The 15,137-nt window shown below is 71.5% G+C and carries 17 protein-coding genes; 7 read left to right on the top strand and 10 right to left on the bottom strand.

Features of this window, described 5'->3' with window-relative positions; all coding sequences use genetic code 11:
- Nucleotides 1-3 precede the first annotated feature (3 nt).
- Nucleotides 4-1,038, bottom strand: coding sequence for an SIS domain-containing protein (locus I0C86_RS13685; RefSeq protein ID WP_196201624.1), 1,035 nt, complete (start codon nucleotides 1,036-1,038; stop codon nucleotides 4-6).
- Nucleotides 1,039-1,229: 191 nt separating this feature from the next.
- Between I0C86_RS13685 and I0C86_RS13680 the strand changes: the two genes are divergently transcribed.
- Nucleotides 1,230-3,083 carry a tetratricopeptide repeat protein gene (locus I0C86_RS13680; protein WP_323373628.1) on the top strand — a complete coding sequence of 618 codons (1,854 nt, stop codon included), beginning with the start codon at nucleotides 1,230-1,232 and terminating at the stop codon, nucleotides 3,081-3,083.
- Nucleotides 3,084-3,147: 64 nt separating this feature from the next.
- Here the strand turns inward: I0C86_RS13680 and I0C86_RS13675 are convergent, their stop codons facing one another.
- Nucleotides 3,148-4,731, bottom strand: a complete 1,584-nt coding sequence (locus I0C86_RS13675) for an MDR family MFS transporter (RefSeq protein ID WP_196201616.1) — start codon at nucleotides 4,729-4,731, stop codon at nucleotides 3,148-3,150.
- A gap of 114 nt (nucleotides 4,732-4,845) precedes the next feature.
- On the opposite strand from I0C86_RS13675, the gene I0C86_RS13670 reads away from it, so the two are divergent.
- Nucleotides 4,846-5,445 carry a TetR/AcrR family transcriptional regulator gene (locus tag I0C86_RS13670; RefSeq protein ID WP_196201615.1) on the top strand — a complete coding sequence of 200 codons (600 nt, stop codon included), beginning with the start codon at nucleotides 4,846-4,848 and terminating at the stop codon, nucleotides 5,443-5,445.
- A 15-nt stretch (nucleotides 5,446-5,460) separates the two neighbouring features.
- Here the strand turns inward: I0C86_RS13670 and I0C86_RS13665 are convergent, their stop codons facing one another.
- Both I0C86_RS13665 and I0C86_RS13660 read right to left on the bottom strand, forming a co-directional pair.
- Nucleotides 5,461-6,000: a GNAT family N-acetyltransferase gene (locus tag I0C86_RS13665; RefSeq protein ID WP_196201622.1), complete on the bottom strand. Its 540-nt coding sequence runs from the start codon at nucleotides 5,998-6,000 to the stop codon at nucleotides 5,461-5,463.
- Nucleotides 6,001-6,023: 23 nt separating this feature from the next.
- Nucleotides 6,024-6,239, bottom strand: coding sequence for a biotin/lipoyl-binding carrier protein (locus I0C86_RS13660; protein WP_196201614.1), 216 nt, complete (start codon nucleotides 6,237-6,239; stop codon nucleotides 6,024-6,026).
- Between the two features lie 202 nt (nucleotides 6,240-6,441).
- Here I0C86_RS13660 and I0C86_RS45450 point away from each other — a divergent pair, with 202 nt between their 5' ends.
- Nucleotides 6,442-6,516 carry a 50S ribosomal protein bL37 gene (locus I0C86_RS45450; RefSeq protein ID WP_369814844.1) on the top strand — a complete coding sequence of 25 codons (75 nt, stop codon included), beginning with the start codon at nucleotides 6,442-6,444 and terminating at the stop codon, nucleotides 6,514-6,516.
- 144 nt (nucleotides 6,517-6,660) lie between these two features.
- Here the strand turns inward: I0C86_RS45450 and rsrA are convergent, their stop codons facing one another.
- From rsrA to I0C86_RS13635, 5 genes are all read right to left on the bottom strand, one after another.
- Complete coding sequence (gene rsrA / locus I0C86_RS13655; RefSeq protein ID WP_196201613.1) at nucleotides 6,661-6,945, bottom strand: mycothiol system anti-sigma-R factor; 285 nt, start codon at nucleotides 6,943-6,945, stop codon at nucleotides 6,661-6,663.
- A gap of 6 nt (nucleotides 6,946-6,951) precedes the next feature.
- The gene (locus I0C86_RS13650) at nucleotides 6,952-7,821 is read right to left on the bottom strand and encodes a sigma-70 family RNA polymerase sigma factor (RefSeq protein WP_323373627.1); all 870 of its coding nucleotides are present in this window, start codon (nucleotides 7,819-7,821) and stop codon (nucleotides 6,952-6,954) included.
- Nucleotides 7,822-8,071: 250 nt separating this feature from the next.
- Nucleotides 8,072-8,686 (bottom strand): alpha/beta hydrolase family protein, encoded by a 615-nt coding sequence (locus tag I0C86_RS13645; RefSeq protein WP_196201611.1) that lies wholly within the window; start codon nucleotides 8,684-8,686, stop codon nucleotides 8,072-8,074.
- Between the two features lie 134 nt (nucleotides 8,687-8,820).
- A complete protein-coding gene (locus tag I0C86_RS13640; protein ID WP_196201610.1) occupies nucleotides 8,821-9,225 on the bottom strand; it encodes a WhiB family transcriptional regulator in 405 nt (134 codons plus the stop codon).
- A gap of 201 nt (nucleotides 9,226-9,426) precedes the next feature.
- Nucleotides 9,427-10,152: an SOS response-associated peptidase gene (locus tag I0C86_RS13635; protein WP_196201609.1), complete on the bottom strand. Its 726-nt coding sequence runs from the start codon at nucleotides 10,150-10,152 to the stop codon at nucleotides 9,427-9,429.
- Nucleotides 10,153-10,252: 100 nt separating this feature from the next.
- Between I0C86_RS13635 and aroA the strand changes: the two genes are divergently transcribed.
- Complete coding sequence (gene aroA / locus I0C86_RS13630) at nucleotides 10,253-11,560, top strand: 3-phosphoshikimate 1-carboxyvinyltransferase (protein ID WP_196201608.1); 1,308 nt, start codon at nucleotides 10,253-10,255, stop codon at nucleotides 11,558-11,560.
- Between the two features lie 171 nt (nucleotides 11,561-11,731).
- Entirely contained in the window at nucleotides 11,732-12,682 is a 951-nt protein-coding gene (gene rsgA, locus I0C86_RS13625) for a ribosome small subunit-dependent GTPase A (RefSeq protein ID WP_323373626.1), read from the top strand.
- Between the two features lie 19 nt (nucleotides 12,683-12,701).
- On the opposite strand, the gene I0C86_RS13620 is transcribed toward rsgA, so the two are convergent.
- Complete coding sequence (locus I0C86_RS13620) at nucleotides 12,702-13,271, bottom strand: DUF2087 domain-containing protein (RefSeq protein WP_323373625.1); 570 nt, start codon at nucleotides 13,269-13,271, stop codon at nucleotides 12,702-12,704.
- A gap of 51 nt (nucleotides 13,272-13,322) precedes the next feature.
- Here I0C86_RS13620 and hisN point away from each other — a divergent pair, with 51 nt between their 5' ends.
- Both hisN and I0C86_RS13610 read left to right on the top strand, forming a co-directional pair.
- Nucleotides 13,323-14,114 carry a histidinol-phosphatase gene (hisN, locus tag I0C86_RS13615; protein WP_196201607.1) on the top strand — a complete coding sequence of 264 codons (792 nt, stop codon included), beginning with the start codon at nucleotides 13,323-13,325 and terminating at the stop codon, nucleotides 14,112-14,114.
- 74 nt (nucleotides 14,115-14,188) lie between these two features.
- Nucleotides 14,189-15,136: a hypothetical protein gene (locus tag I0C86_RS13610; protein WP_230394116.1), complete on the top strand. Its 948-nt coding sequence runs from the start codon at nucleotides 14,189-14,191 to the stop codon at nucleotides 15,134-15,136.
- Nucleotide 15,137: the final 1 nt, after the last annotated feature.

Genomic DNA, 15,137 nt, shown 5'->3' with positions numbered 1-15,137 from the left:
GGGTTAGAGGGTGGCGGTTACCTTGTTCAGGCCGCGTGGGGCGTCGGGGTCCTCGCCCCGGGCCAGGGCCAGGGCCAGGGCGAGCCGCTGCACCGGCAGGATGTCCAGCATCGGGGCGTACCGCTCGTCGACCTCCGGCACCGTCAGGTGTGCGGCGGCGCCGTCGATCTCGGACGGTCCGACGACGACCAGGTCGGCGCCGCGCTCGCCGAGTTTGGTGACCACGTCCCGCATGGCTCCACCGCCGAGCCCGGGACCGACGACGGCGAGCACCGGAACGTCCGGGTCGGTCATTGCCAGTGGGCCGTGCAGCAGGTCCGCGCCGGAGAAGGCGAGCGCCGGCAGGTACGAGGTCTCCATCAGCTTCAGCGCCGCCTCCCGGGCGGTCGGGTAGGCGTACCCCCGGCCGGTGGTGACCATCCGGTCCGCGAAGCGGTAGCGGGGCGCCAGTTGACCCGGAACCGGATCGGCGAGGGTACGGCGGGCCAGTTCCGGCAGTGTCTCCAGTGCGGCCCGCTCGTCGGCGGGGAGTACGCCGTTCCCGGCCCGGATCCCCTCGACCAGCAGCAGCAGGGCGAGCAGTTCGGCGGTGTACGTCTTGGTGGCGGCGACGGCCCGCTCGTGCCCGGCGACGACGTCGATGGAGAGTTCCGCCGCCTGGGTCAGCGGTGAGTCGGGCGCGTTGGTCACCGCCAGGGTCAGCGCCCCGGCCGATCGGGCCACCCGGAGCACCTCGGTCAGGTCGGGTGAGCCGCCGCTCTGGCTGACCCCGACGACGAGCGCCTCGGACAGGTCCGGTCGGGCGCCGAAGACGGTGATCGTGCTCGGGGAGGCGAGCCCGGCCGGCAGGCCGAGCCGGATCTCGGCGAGGTAGGCGGCGTAGAGCGCCGCGTGGTCCGAGGTGCCCCGGGCGGTGAACACCACGTGTCGGGGTCGGCGTTCGGCGATCACGGCCGCCACCTGGGCAATCGCGGCAAGGGATCCCGGTTCCAGCAGTCGCGCGAAGCCCTCCGGCTGCTCGGCGATGTCCGCCGCCATGCCGGCTCCTGGTTGCGCCATGATGACCTCCTCATGCGCGAAACCCGCGCGTTTGATGCTCAGCGTTGCACGATTCAAGGTAATTAGGCAATTGAACGAGCAGCTTTGCGCAGTAGATCACCACGCTCCGTCCACATGCCCTAGGCTCCCCAACCCAGGGGAAAATCCACGTGCGGCGAAGGGTCGACTCGGTGCCCGAGGGAACGGACGACCCCCGGCTGTCGGCCGAGGGCGAACTGGCGCTGGCCCGGCTGGCGCTCGACGACGGCGACCTGCGACACGCCGCCGGGCACCTGGCCGGGGCGATCGCGTACGCGCCGACGATGCCCGAGGTCCACGAGGCACTCGCCCAGCTCGCCGCCCGGTCCGGCGGTGGGGTGGAACTCTTCCCGCTCGACCAGCACCCCTTCATCGGCACGGTGGTGGCCCGGGCACACCTGCTCGCCGCCGCCGGGCGCCCCGCCGACGGACTGGAGCTGCTGGCCGCCGCGACCGGGCACGCCCCCTCCGCCGACTGGGCCGGTGTGCCCTGGGTCAGCGCTCCGGAGCTGCCCGGCCATCTCGACCCGGACCGGATCGCCCGGATCCTGATGCAGGTCTGCGCCGGCATCCCCGATCCGGTACCGGAAACCGCCCGGGAACCCCTCTGGCCGTACCTGCGGCTGGCCCGGCACGCGGTGGCCGCGCACCCGCGACACGGCCTGCTGCTCGGCGCGTCCTCGGCACTGGCCCGCCGGGTCGGCGCGATCACCCTGGCCGTCGAGTGGGCCAGTCGGGGAACCCGGGAGTTGCCGTCGAAGCTCTCCGAGGTGTGGCTGGGCTACGCCTACCGCAGCGCCGGGCGCACCGACGACGCGCTCGCCGCCCTGCGCCGGGCGGTCGAGCACGACCCGGACGACCTCTCGGTGTACGCGGACATCGCCGGTACGCTCGCCGACCACGGCCAGCTCGACGAGGCCCTGGACTGGATCGACCGTGCGTTGGCCCGGGATCCGTCCTTCGACTGCGCCGTACACACCGGTCACCGGCTGCGCTACCGACGGGACGGTGCGCTCGACCATCTCGTGGCGCTCGCCGACTTCCAGCGGGACCATCCGGACGACTCGCACGAACACAGCGACCTCGCCGAGTGCTGCCACGGTCAGCCGTGGCTGGGCCGGGTTCCGGCGGCGACCGAGAAGGTGGCCGTGGCGGTACGGCAACGGCTCGGCGCCGGGGAGTCCGGCCTCGGCGTACATCTCCTGCTGACCGAGTTGGAGCCGCCGAGCGCGATGCGGACCGCGCTCGGCGAGGCCGCCGACCTGACCGTCACGGTCGAGCGGACACCCGCACCGGACCTGCGCGAGCCACGTCGGCCGGTCGCCCGTCGGCTGTGGCGCTACGACGGTACGGACGCCGTGCCGACGCTGCCCGAGCCGGCCGCCCCGGCGGTGGAACGGATCCGGCACCTGGCCCATCCGGCGTGGCCGCATCCGCCGGCCGCCTACGACGCGGCGGTCGGGCTCGCCACCGTCGAACTCGACGACCTGCTGGGTCTCCTCGTGCACCCGCCGGAGCCGCCGCCGACCGAGCTGGGCCGGACCCTGGCCGAGCACGATCCGACGCTGTGGGTGCGCTGCGTCCAGGTCTGGGTCTGTCTCGGCCTGCTGCACCACCGTACGGACGAGCCGTGGCCGGACTCGACCCGTCGCCGGGTACTGCTCGACCTGGTCTGGGGCGTCGAGGACTGGATCACCGAGGCGGCACTCTTCGCCCTGGTCACCGCCGCCTGGGTGGACCCGTCGGTGCGTACCGACGTGGCCCGGGTCGCGGCCGAGCGGCTGGTGGACGCGGTCGAGGTGGCCGGGCGTCGGCCGGTCTCGGTCAAGCGGTCACTGGCCCAGCTTGTCCTGGCCACCCCGTTGGCCGAGCCGGCCGCGGTCGATGCCGCCCGTCAGCTCCTCGCCCGGGAAAACGTCGCACGGGCGAGCCGGCTCCGCCGGTTCGGGCAACTGTGGCACCGGATGTGGAGCCGGATGTGGAGCCGGCTCGTCCGACGGCGTTGAGCGACGCGGCCGGCCGGCCGGCCGCGGTGTCGCCAGCCCGAGGGCTGGCGACACCGTCAGCGGATCAGCGCACCGGCGGGCTGGCCAGCGCCGTCTCCGCCTGCTCCTCCGGGCTCGCACCCTCGGCCGGCTTGTCCAGTGAGCCACGCAACGGGATCTCCTTGATGAACCAGGCCAGCACCGCGACGGCCAGGGCGAACGGAACCGCCCACAGGAAGACCCCACTGATCGAGTCGGCCAGGCCGCCGAGCACGGCGAGCCGCTGCTCAGTCGGCAACCCCTGTAGTGCTGCGGGGTCCACTCCGGCGCCATCGCCGCCGCTCAGCGCCGGACCGGCCGCCGAGTCGGCCAGCCGGTTGGCGAAGATCGCCCCGAACAGCGAGACACCGAACGAGCCGCCGATCGACCGGAAGAAGGTGGCCGCGCCGCTGGCCGCGCCCAGGTCCTTCTGCTCCACGCTGTTCTGGGCGATCAACATCGATGTCTGCATCAGGAAGCCCATGCCGACCCCGAGCACCACCATGTAGAGCGAGGACTCCAGCTTGCTCGTGTGAACGTCGAGCATCATCAGCAGCGCCATGCCGACGGTCATCACGATGCCGCCGATGATGGGGAAGGCGCGGTAGCGGCCGGTCTTGGTGATCGTCCGGCCGACCACGATCGACACCACCAGCATGCCGAACATCAGTGGCAGCAGCAGGAGTCCGCTGTTGGTCGCCGATGCGCCCTGCACGGTCTGCTGGAACAGCGGCAGGAAGTTCATCGCGCCGAACATCGCGAACCCGAGCAGGAAGCCGATCGCCGAGATCACCGCGAAGTTGCGGTTGGCGAACAGGCCCAGCGACAGGATCGGCTCGGACACCCGGCGCTCGACCAGTCCGAACGCGACCAGCGACAGCACGGCGAGTACGGCCAACCCGAGGATCTGCCCGGACGTCCAGTCGTACTCGTTGCCGCCCCAGGTGGTGACCAGGACGATCGCGGTGATGCCGACCGAGAGCAGCGCGGCGCCGAGCCAGTCGATCCGGTGCTCGGTGCGGTACTTCGGCAGGTGCATGCGGGTGGCCAGCAGGACCAGCGCCACCCCGCCGAGCGGCAGGTTGACGTAGAACGCCCAGCGCCAGGAGAGGTGGTCGGTGATGAAGCCACCGGCCAGCGGCCCTGCCACCATGGCGATGGCCATGATGCCGGCGATCATGCCCTGGTAGCGGCCCCGCTCCCGCGGCGGCACGAGGTCACCGATGATCGCCATCACCCCGACCATGAGCCCGCCCGCGCCCAGGCCCTGCACCGCGCGGAACCCGATCAGCTCCATCATGCCGTCGCCGGGTCCGCCGAGCAGGCTCGAACCGGCCATTCCGCAGAGCGCCGAACCGAACAGGAAGATCCCGATCGAGGTGAGGAAGACCGACTTGCGCCCGTACAGGTCCCCCAGCTTGCCCCAGATGGGCGTGGACACGGTGGTGCCCAGCACGTACGCGGTGACCACCCAGGTGAAGTGGTTCAGCCCGCCGAATTCCCCCACGATCCTCGGCAGTGCCGTGCTCACGATCATGTTGTCGAGCATCGCGAGCATCATCGCGATCATCAGGCCGCCGAGCACCACCCTGATGTTGACTCTTACCGGCGCCTCCGCCGTCGTGGTCATCTACGCTCCCCCTGAGTTGCGAACCACTTACTTGCCGACCGGCTAGTTATCTTACTTGCCGCACGGTAAGTTGAATGCCTGGTTCGCGTCAAGTGATTAGGAAAGGTGGTCCCGGTGACCGGCAGCACAGGCGATACGCGGTCCCGCATCCAGGCCGTGGCCCTCGAGCTGTTCACCGAGCAGGGATACGAGAAGACATCCCTGCGGGAGATCGCCGAACGGCTCGGAGTCACCAAGGCCGCGCTGTACTACCACTTCAAGAGCAAGGACGACATCGTCACCAGCTTCGTCTCCGACCGGATCGAACGGTTGGACGGGCTGATCGAGTGGGCCGGGCATCAGCCGGCCGACGCCGCCGGACGCCGAGCGATACTCCAGCGGTACTCGGAGGAGTTCTTCGGCGACACGGGACACACCGTGATGCAGTTCTTCGAGCAGAACCGGACGGTGCTCACGCACCTGTCCTCCGGACAGATGATGAGGGACCGGCTGCTGCAGATGGCCGCGGTGCTCTCCCGCGCCGACCCGTCGCCCGCCGGGCAGCTCCGGGCGACGCTGGCCATCTTCGCCGTGCACGGGAGCACGTTCGCGCTCCGCGGGCCGGACATCACCGTCGAGCAGCGGAAGCAGCTCGCCCTCGATGTCGCGTACGAGATGCTGGACCGGATCGGGGCGTCCGGAGCCGACGAGGACCGGACCGCGCTGCGGAGTTAGCCGTTCCGCGCCGGATCAGCCCCGGCTCGCCTCCGCCGCCACCGGGGACGGCACGCCGGCCAGGTCGATCCGGAGGGCGTGCAGGTCCACCCCCGGATCCGGCGACCAGTCGCGCTCCGGGGTACGGACGAAGCCGAGCCGCGCGTAGAGCCGGTGCGCCGGAGCGGAGAAACTGCGGGTGCAGATGACCACGCCATGGCAGCCGAGGGCGGTGGCACGGTCCAGGCAGGCCCGGACCAGCGACTCGCCGGCACCACGCCCCTGCGCCGCCGGATCCACGGCCAGCATCCGGAACTCCGCCTCGCCCGCCCCCGCCAACTGGGCGTACGGGGTGCCCGGCACCACGAACAGGACGGAACCGAGCACCTCGCCGGTGGCCTCGTCCACGGCCACCAGGAGTTCACCCGCGTCGGACCGGGACGACACGTCGAGAAGGGTCCGCTCGTACCCGGACTCGCCGGCGAGCTGTCCGTCCGCCCGGTACGCGGCAACGGTCAGCCGGGCGATCGCGTCGAAGTCGGCCGGCTCGGCACGCCGGACCAGCAGCGTGGCCATCCGGTCCTCCGCGTCCACGCCGGTCAGTCGATGACGGCGATCAGGTCGCCGTCCTGTACGACGTCGCCCTCGTTGACGGCGAGTTCCCGGAGCACCCCGTCGGACTCGGCGATCACGGGGATCTCCATCTTCATCGACTCGAGGATCACCAGCGTGTCGCCCTCGGACACCGAGTCGCCGGCCGCGGCAACGACCTTCCAGACGTTGGCCACCATCTCGGCGCGAATCTCCTCGGCCATCAGGCCCCCCTCGTCGTCACTGATACCTGCGAACGGTATCCAATCATGCGACGGCCCGCCTCGGGTCCTTGGCGGCGATCCAGCCGCTCGGCCTCGGCGGGTCCGGCCGAGCCGCCATGGGAGGATTGCCCGGCGCGAGCACAGCAAGGGCGGCGCACCGTAATGACCGCCGCCGCTCGCCGGAAGAGACGGGAGGTCAAGCATGGCGAAGAAGTCACGTAAGAAGAAGGCACGCAAGAAGAGCGCCGCCAACCACGGCAAGCGCCCCAACTCCTGAGCATCGGCGGAGCCGAGCCTGGACGGACCGGGCGGGGCAGGGGACCATCGACGATCGCGTGGTGCGGTCAAGGTGGCCCGGCCCCGGCCCGGTGATCCGTCCCATCCACCGCCCAAAGGGGGCGGAACGGGACCGGCCGAGGCGTCAGTCGGCCAGGTACTCCCGGGACTCGTTCTCGAAGACCAGCTCGGCGAGGCGGAGACGCAGCCGCTCGCGCAGGTCGGCGGGCGCGGTCTCGTTGCCGCAGCACCGGGCGACCAGCGCCTTGACCTCCTGCTCGATGCCGTACTCGCGCAGGCAGGGGGAGCATTCGTCGAGATGGTCCCGGATCAGGTTCCGCCGGTCGTCGGCGCACTCGAGGTCGAGGTATAGGTAGACCTCGGTGAGCACCTCACGGCAGTCGGTCTCGTGTGGTTCACCGCAACTCATGCTTGCTCACACCTCCTGGCCAGCGGCTGCGGACCTGGTCGACGGGGCGGACGAAAAGCCCCGCTCGGCAGCGTAACGCTCAAGCAGCTTCCGCAGGTTCCGCCGACCACGGTGCAACCGGGACATCACGGTGCCGATCGGCGTTCCCATGATGTCGGCGACCTCCTTGTAGGAAAACCCCTCGACGTCGGTCAGGTAGACCGCGAGCCGGAAGTCCTCCGGAAGTTGCTGCAACGCCTCTTTGACGTCGCTGTCCGGCAGCCGGTCCAGCGCCTCGGTCTCCGCGGACCGCAACCCGCTGGAGGTGTGCGACTCAGCCTCGGCGAGTTGCCAGTCGGTGATCTCCTCGGTGGGCGCCTGGACAGGCTGACGCTGCCGGCGACGGTACGAGTTGATGTAGGTGTTGGTCAGGATCCGATAGAGCCACGCCTTGAGATTCGTACCCTCTTCGAACTGGTGAAACGCGGCGAATGCCTTCAGGTACGTTTCCTGGACCAGATCCTCGGCGTCGGCGGGATTGCGGGTCATCCGCAGGCCGGCGGCGTACAACTGGTCGACGAAGGGCAGCGCGTCGCGCTCGAACCGGGCCCGCCGCTCGTCCGTACGCTCGTCCGTTTTCTCCGGTCGTGTCAACCGCGCGTCTCCCTCGCCTCGATACCGAACCGGCGCAGCGGCCTCCTTCACCACCGCCGCGGCGCTAGTCGGCTGTCCCGCCGAGGATACGCGGAAAACCCGACCCGGCGATTGCGTTCGGGTCGTGCCGGTGCTCACCGCGGCCCGATCAGCCGGCGATGGGCCGGGCCGTCCGTTCCGCCACAGGTCGAGCCGCCGTGCGGCGTTCCGCTCGTGCTCCAGGCTCCGTGTCTCGGTCGACACCGGTCAGACCCCCTCGTACGCAGTAGCTTCCGGGAGTTGTAACCCGTCCGACCGGCGAGGCATTCCGACCACCGCCCGTCCCTGGCCCCGGCCGCGGCCAATCCGGCTCGACTCGCCACCGCTGGGACCAGGAAGGGCCTGGGAGGATGAAACCGGGCGCCGCAGTGGATTCGCATCACCCGTGCGGTGTCCGGCATCAGAAGGAGCAACGATCACCCCGGTACGGAGAAACGGGCGTCCCACCGCGTCCTCAGGCCGTCCAGCCCCGCTCCCGGAGCCAGTCCACCACCACCTCGGCGATGCCCACCGGGTCACGTCGAAGGTCGTGCCGCTCCCCCGGCCGCACCTCGACCCGGATCCGCGGTCCGGCCGACGGCACACCGAACGGGTCCCGATCGCCGTTCACCACCAGGGTGGGCAGGCCGGTCTCCAGTTCCGCCGCCCGGGACCGCTCCGGAGCCCGGGGTGGACGCAGCGGAAAGGCCAGCGCGACGACACCGGACGCCGACAGTGCACCGGCGGTACGGCAGGCGACCCGGGCGCCGCTGGATCGACCGCCGACGACCAGGGTCGGGATCGAGCGATGCCGTCGCATCAGTTCCCCGACGACCGCCGTCCAGGCCTCGTCGAGGTGACCGGCGGGTGCCGGTGCCCGTCGACCGGCCACCCGGTACGGCTGGGTGACCCTGGCCACCCCGATTCCCGCACCGAGCGCGGCGTTCCGGAGCGCGACCAGGTCGGGCGCGTCCACGTCGCCGCCCGCGCCGTGCCCGAGCACCAGCAGGGTCGCGGGTTCGGAGTGCGGCAGGTCGACGTCCGCCCGAGCCGGCCCCCGTGGCGTGTCGATCTCGTCACTGCGGCGCACGGCGTCACTGTATGGCAGGTCCGACCGGGATATCGCCGATCGTGGTCCGGCCCGGCCGAAGACGTCCGCTGGTCGTCGGCCACGGCCCACCCCCGGGGGTCGACGGCCGACGACCAGCGATCTGTGCTCTTTGCTCAGTGACGACTCGTACTGAGTGGGATCAGGGTCAGTAGCCGGTCCCGGACCGGGGGGCCGGCGTCGCCGGCCGCGTCCGGGTCACGCTCCACCTGATCCCGCCAGGCGACCAACATCGCCCGTCGCTCACGGGGCGTGGTCGCTCCCCACACACCGTGACAGTCACCCACCTCCAGCGCCCAGGCCAGGCAGGGCCCCTGTACGTCACATGTCCGGCACAACGCGACCGCCGAATCGGCCGGTTCGCTCGGTGCCGGAAAGAACGTCTCAGGATCCACGCTCTGGCATACCCCTCTGGTTCGCCAGGCATCGTCGAGCCGCCGCTCAGTGAGCGCCCGGAGCAATCTCGGGTCTCGTCGCGCCATGGCAACCTCGTGCGGGCGTGGCATCCGCGCCCGTGTCATTCACCCACCTCCCCCGTGGGACCGACAATGTTCCGATGAGCGTCGCTCGCCCGGTGCGAGCCGACACCCACTGCCGGCGCTGTGTTCTATCGCACGAACACGAGGGGTGACAAGTGCTTCAAGCAAAGGTGTGGAAAAGTCGGTACGACGATCTATGCCGAACAGTGGCAAATCGGTGCACACGAATGTGCCGGAGCGTTCTCAGAACAGTGTCGATAAGACCGGGTCTTCTGGTAACGCTCCCAGTGGCGGGGCCGGGACCCTGGCCACCAGTTCCGGCCCGTCGTTCCGGACGTCACCGACACCCCTGCCGACCGGCCGGACCTCGATGGCCGCGAGCGCCTGGGCGGACGGCGCAGCGAGGAGCCCCGCCGGGTCAGCATCGTCGCCCGACAACCAGTCGGACCAACGGTGCCGGGGCAGCACCAGCGGCATCCGGTCGTGCACCAGCGCCAGCTCGCCGAGCGCCGCCATGGTGACCACGCTGCAACTGAGCAGCGGGTCACCGGCACCCCGCCAGACCGACCAGAGACCGGCGAAGACGAGCACCTCCCCGTCGCGCGGAGTCATGAAGTACGCCTGCTTGGCGCCGTCCCGGCGGACCCACTCGTACCAGCCGTCGGCGGGAACGAGACAGCGACGCCGGGCGAACGACTGGGCGTACGCCCGGGTGGTGGCCACCGTCTCGGCCCTGGCGTTGATCATGCGGGCGGCACCCCGGGTGTCCTTCGCCCACGAGGGGAGCAATCCCCAACGGGCGACGGAGAGCACCGAACCGCCCACCCGCTCGGAGATCCGGACGATCGGCACCGGATCGGTGGGAGCCACGTTGTAGTCGGGCACCAACCGGTCACCGCTGTCGTCGTACGCCTCGAACAGCGCGCTCAGATCGGCCGCGCTGCGGGTCGTCGCGTACCTGCCGCACATGGGGCCCACGCTAGCGCCTCGCGGTCCGTTCGGCCGTCCCGCGCAGCGGGAGGGCCGGGCCGGTGGGCCGCCCGGTCCGGTCGCCGGGCAGACTGTAACGGTGGCGAATCTGACGGCGACCCGGCCGCTCCAACCCTGGACCGCGCCGACCGCGACCGACCCGGTCGGTTCGACGTTGCGCCTGCCCGGTTCCAAGTCGTTGACCGCCAGGGCCCTGGTGCTCAGCGCGGTCTCCGACGGCACCTCGACGCTCAGCCATCCGCTGCGCGCCCGGGACACCGAACTGATGGCGGGTGGGCTGCGCGCGATGGGCGTCCACGCCTCCATCGTGGACGACGACCGCTGGCTGATCCGGCCCCGCCCGCTACAGGGCCCCGCCCACGTCGACGTCGGACTCTCCGGCACCGTCATGCGGTTCGTGCCACCGCTGGCCGGTCTCGCCGAGGGACCGGTCACCTTCGACGGCGACCCGTACGCCCGGATCCGCCCGCTCGGCCCGCTCGTCGGCGCGCTCCGCTCGATCGGTCTGCGGATCGACGCGGCCGACGGCGGACGACTGCCGCTGACCGTGCACGGCGCCGGACAGGTCGCCGGCGGCGAGGTGGTCATCGACGCCTCCGCCTCCAGCCAGTTCGTCTCCGGGCTGCTGCTCGGCGCGGCACGGTTCGAACGCGGCATCGTGGTCCGGCACGAGGGGCCACCGGTCCCGTCCGCGCCACATCTGCGGATGACCGTGCAGATGCTCCGGGCCGCCGGTGCCGCGGTCGACGACAGCACCCCGAACGTCTGGACGGTGGAGCCGGGCCGGCTCTCCGGACGCGGCTGGGACATCGAACCGGACCTTTCCGGCGCGGTGCCGTTCTTCGCCGCCGCGCTGGTCACCGGGGGCGGGCTGACCCTGCTCGGCTGGCCACGCAGCAGCCTGCAACCGGTCGACACGCTTCGTACGCTGCTCCAGCAGATGGGCGGCGAGGTGACGCTCGGCACCGACGGGCTGACCGTACGGGGCACCGGCGTGATCCACGGGCTGGACGCCGACCTCTCCGACGTCAGCGAGTTCACCCCGGTGCTCGCCGCGCTCGCCGTACTGGCCGACTCGCCGTCCCGGCTGCGCGGTGTGGCGCACATCCGCAACCACGAGACCGACCGCCTGGCCGCGCTGGCCCGGGAACTTCAGACGCTCGGTGCCGACGTCGTCGAGTCGGCCGACGGGCTGGAGATCCGTCCCCGGCCGCTGCGTGGCGGGCTCTTCGAAACCTACGCCGACCACCGGATGGCCCACGCGGCGGCGGTGATCGGACTGGCCGTCCCGGGGATCGAACTGAGCGACGTGGCGTGTACCTCCAAGACCATGCCGGAGTTCCCGGCACTATGGTCAACGATGGTGGCCGGCGGCGGACGCCAGTAGCCGGGACCGATTCGTCCCGTCGCTGGCTGTCGCCGCGGAACGAGACGGGGGACGGACCTGGCGGGCAAGCGGCGGGAATACGACGAGGACGACGTACGGGTACGACCCGGTCGCTCGTCACGTCCGCGTACCCGCACCCGGCCCCAGCACGCCGACGCCGTCGACGGGTTCGTGATCGCCGTCGACCGCGGTCGCTACACCTGCGTGACCGAGGACGACCTGACGGTCGGCGCCGGTGCCAAGGGCGGGGTCGGCACGGTCACCGCGATGCGGGCCCGGGAACTGGGTCGCAAGTCGGTGGTGGTCGGCGACCGGGTCGCACTGGTCGGTGACACCTCCGGCGCGGACGGGGCGCTGGCCCGGATCGTCCGGATCGCGGAGCGGACCTCGGTGCTGCGGCGCACCGCCGACGACGACGAGACCACCGCCGAGGGCCGGCTGGAACGCGTCGTCGTCGCCAACGCCGACCAACTCGTGATCGTCAGCTCGCTGGCCGATCCGCCACCACGGACGGGCTTCATCGACCGCTGCCTGGTGGCCGCGTACGACGCGGACATCGAGCCGCTGCTCTGCCTCACCAAGGCCGATCTGGCGGCGCCGGACGCCGTGCTCGGTTACTACACGGAACTGGACCTGCGGCACGTGCTGGTCGGGCCGTCGGTGGACCTCGGCGAGGTGCGCCAACTGCTCAGCGAGCGGATCTCGGTCATGGTCGGCCACTCGGGAGTGGGCAAGTCGACCCTGGTCAACCGGCTCGTCCCGGCGGCGGCCAGGGCGGTCGGCACGGTCAGCGCGATCGGGCGGGGACGACACACCTCGACCAGCGCCGTCGCGCTACGGCTGCCGCCGGTACGCGGCGGCGGCAAGCGGACCCATCCCGGCTGGATCGTCGACACGCCCGGGATCCGCAGCTTCGGACTCGCACACGTCTCGGCGGAGAGCCTGCTGCACGGCTTCCCGGATCTGGTCGAGGGGACCGTCGAGTGCCCGCCCAACTGTGAGCACACCCCGGACGAGACCGAGTGCGCCCTGGACGCCTGGGTGGCGGCGGGTAACGCCGATCCGCGCCGGCTGGCGTCGTACCGCCGGCTGCTGGCCTCCCGGGCCGGTGAGATCGAGTGACCGGTGCGGCGGCCCGCGCCTACGGGCCCGGTTCGAGGTCGACCGGCCCGCCGCTGCGCCAGTAGACGCCGTCCTCCCGGGTCAGCAGCACCTCGTCGACCAGATAGCGCCGCAGCGTGGCGTAGTCGTCGTGCCAGGCCCGCAGCAGGGCGTTGACCTCCCGCTCCGGATAGCGCACGCCCGGTTCGAAGATCGTCACGACGTGCTCCAGCAGCAGCCGGCGCTTCCCCCGCGCGGCCGGGAACTGGACGATCCGGCCGTCCCGGACGAACGTCCGCAGCACCGTCGACACGGCCGGATCCGGATCCGCGTCGGCGTCCGGTGGCGTCGGCGGATGCGCCCGGACCGCCTCCTTGAAGACGTCGACCAGGGCGACGGTCCGGCCGCCTTCGGTTCTGACCAGGCCACCGGACTCCAGGCGGCGCAGCGCGGCCACCACCATCCGGGCGGGCAGCCCGGTCCGCTCCGCCACCTCCGCCGGACCGCTCGCACCGAGCACCACCGCTGCGAACGCGGCGAGCCGGTCTGGCTCGGCCAGCAGACCGATCAATATCTCGGGAGTTCCGTCGGAAACCGTTTCGGAGGCCACGGCGCGGGATGCTAACGCACCTCGCGGACCCGATCGAGTAGGTTTCCCGCCATGGCCCGGTACGCGGATGACCTGTCCCTGGCGCACATGCTCGCCGACACCGCCGACTCGATCTCGATGGCCCGGTTCCGGGCCCTCGACCTCCACGTGGAATCCAAGCCGGACCTGACCCCGGTCACCGACGCGGACACCGCCGTGGAACGCGCCATCCGGGCGACCCTGGCCCGGACCCGGCCCCGCGACGGGGTGCTCGGCGAGGAGTACGGCGCCTCCGTCGCACCGGCCGGAGGCGGCTCCCGGCAGTGGGTGGTCGACCCGATCGACGGCACCAAGAACTTCGTCCGGGGCGTACCGATCTGGGCCACGCTGATCTCCCTGATGGAGGGCGATACGCCGGTCGTGGGGCTCGTCTCCGCACCCGCGCTCGGCCGTCGCTGGTGGGCGGCCACCGGCCTCGGGGCGTACGCGGGCAAGCACCCGGCCGCCGCCAGCCCGATCCGGGTCTCCGGGGTGGGGCGGCTCGCCGACGCCAGCTTCTGCTACGCCTCCCTGAACGGCTGGGAGGAGGGCGGCCGGCTCGACGCGATGCTCGACATCATCCGGACGGTCTGGCGGAGCCGGGCGTACGGCGACTTCTACGGCTACATGCTGGTCGCCGAGGGTGCGGTGGACGCGATGGCCGAGCCGGAGCTGTCGCTGTGGGACCTGGCCGCGTTGATCCCGATCGTGACCGAGGCCGGTGGAACCTTCACCGACCTGGCCGGACGCCCCGGCCCCGGTGGTGGCAGCGCGGTGGCCAGCAACGGGAAACTGCACCAGGATCTCCTCGATCGGCTCGGCTAGCCGACCGAGCGGAGAGCGGGATCTGCCTCTATCCTCGCCAGGTGGTCTCCACCGGTTGGTGCTTCCTCGCGGCGATGATCGCCGCGTACGGCATTGCCAATCTGCTCCAGTCGGTGGCGGCGACCCGGACGACCCTGCATCACACGTTCGACCCGGGGCTGCTGTTGCGGCTGGTCGGACACCGCAGCTACCTGGTGGGGCTGGGCTGCCAGATGCTCGGATTCGTCCTCGCCTTCCTGGCCCGGCGGGACCTGCCGCTGTTCCTGGTCCAGGCGAGCGTGGCGGCGGGGCTGGGCGTCACCGCCCTGCTCGGAGTGCTGGTGCTCAAGTGGCGGTTGCCGGTCGTCGAGATCCTGCTGCTGGTGCTGCTCCTCGTCGGGATCACCGCCCTGGTGCTGGCCGCCAAGCCGGCACCGTCCCGGCAACTCGGCACGGCCGGCGTGATCGGGCTGGTGGTCGCGCTCGGCGTGATCGGTGGACTCGGCTTCTTCGCCGTACGACTGCACGGGGCGCCGGGTTCGGTGGCGCTGGGCTCGCTCGCCGGGCTCGCGTTCTCGGCCGCGGCGGTGGCCGCCCGGCCGCTGGCCTCGGTGCAATCGATCGATGCGCTGCCCCGTGATCCACTGCTCTACCTGCTGATCGCCCACTCGATCGTCGGCCAGTTGCTGCTCGGCCTCGCGATGCAGCGCGGGTCCACCACCGCTGCGGTGGCCGCGATGGACGCCGCCGGGGCGGTACCGGCGGCGATCGTGGGCCTGCTGCTGCTCGGCGACCGGATCTGGCCGGGTCGGGAGTGGCTGGCGGGGGTCGGTTTCCTGGTCACCCTGGTCGCGGTGCTCGGGCTGACCCGGTACGCCGAACCCCAGCACCAGCACACCCTGGTCCCGGGACAGCGCGGCCCGGATCTGCCGGAGCTCTCCCGCCCGCGACCGGCGGCACGTTCCGGTCGCCGGGTGCTGCCGGACCGGGCGGCGCCCGGCGTACGGCGTTCCGGCCCGGTCGCCCCGGTTCCCCGACGCTGAC

The sequence above is a fragment of the Plantactinospora alkalitolerans genome, from assembly GCF_015690345.1.
GTDB classification, from domain to species: Bacteria; Actinomycetota; Actinomycetes; order Mycobacteriales; family Micromonosporaceae; genus Plantactinospora; species Plantactinospora alkalitolerans.
This window is presented reverse-complemented; position numbering and strand designations above follow the sequence as displayed.

Coding starts and splice junctions, on each gene's coding strand:
- I0C86_RS13610 (WP_230394116.1), top strand. CDS start 14,189: ATGATCGCCGCGTACGGCATTGCCAATCTGCTCCAGTCGGTGGCGGCG.
- I0C86_RS13660 (WP_196201614.1), bottom strand. CDS start 6,239: ATGGCCGAGGAGATTCGCGCCGAGATGGTGGCCAACGTCTGGAAGGTC.
- hisN (WP_196201607.1), top strand. CDS start 13,323: ATGGCCCGGTACGCGGATGACCTGTCCCTGGCGCACATGCTCGCCGAC.
- I0C86_RS13640 (WP_196201610.1), bottom strand. CDS start 9,225: ATGACACGGGCGCGGATGCCACGCCCGCACGAGGTTGCCATGGCGCGA.
- I0C86_RS13685 (WP_196201624.1), bottom strand. CDS start 1,038: ATGGCGGCGGACATCGCCGAGCAGCCGGAGGGCTTCGCGCGACTGCTG.
- rsrA (WP_196201613.1), bottom strand. CDS start 6,945: ATGAGTTGCGGTGAACCACACGAGACCGACTGCCGTGAGGTGCTCACC.
- I0C86_RS13675 (WP_196201616.1), bottom strand. CDS start 4,731: ATGACCACGACGGCGGAGGCGCCGGTAAGAGTCAACATCAGGGTGGTG.
- I0C86_RS13665 (WP_196201622.1), bottom strand. CDS start 6,000: ATGGCCACGCTGCTGGTCCGGCGTGCCGAGCCGGCCGACTTCGACGCG.
- I0C86_RS13635 (WP_196201609.1), bottom strand. CDS start 10,152: ATGTGCGGCAGGTACGCGACGACCCGCAGCGCGGCCGATCTGAGCGCG.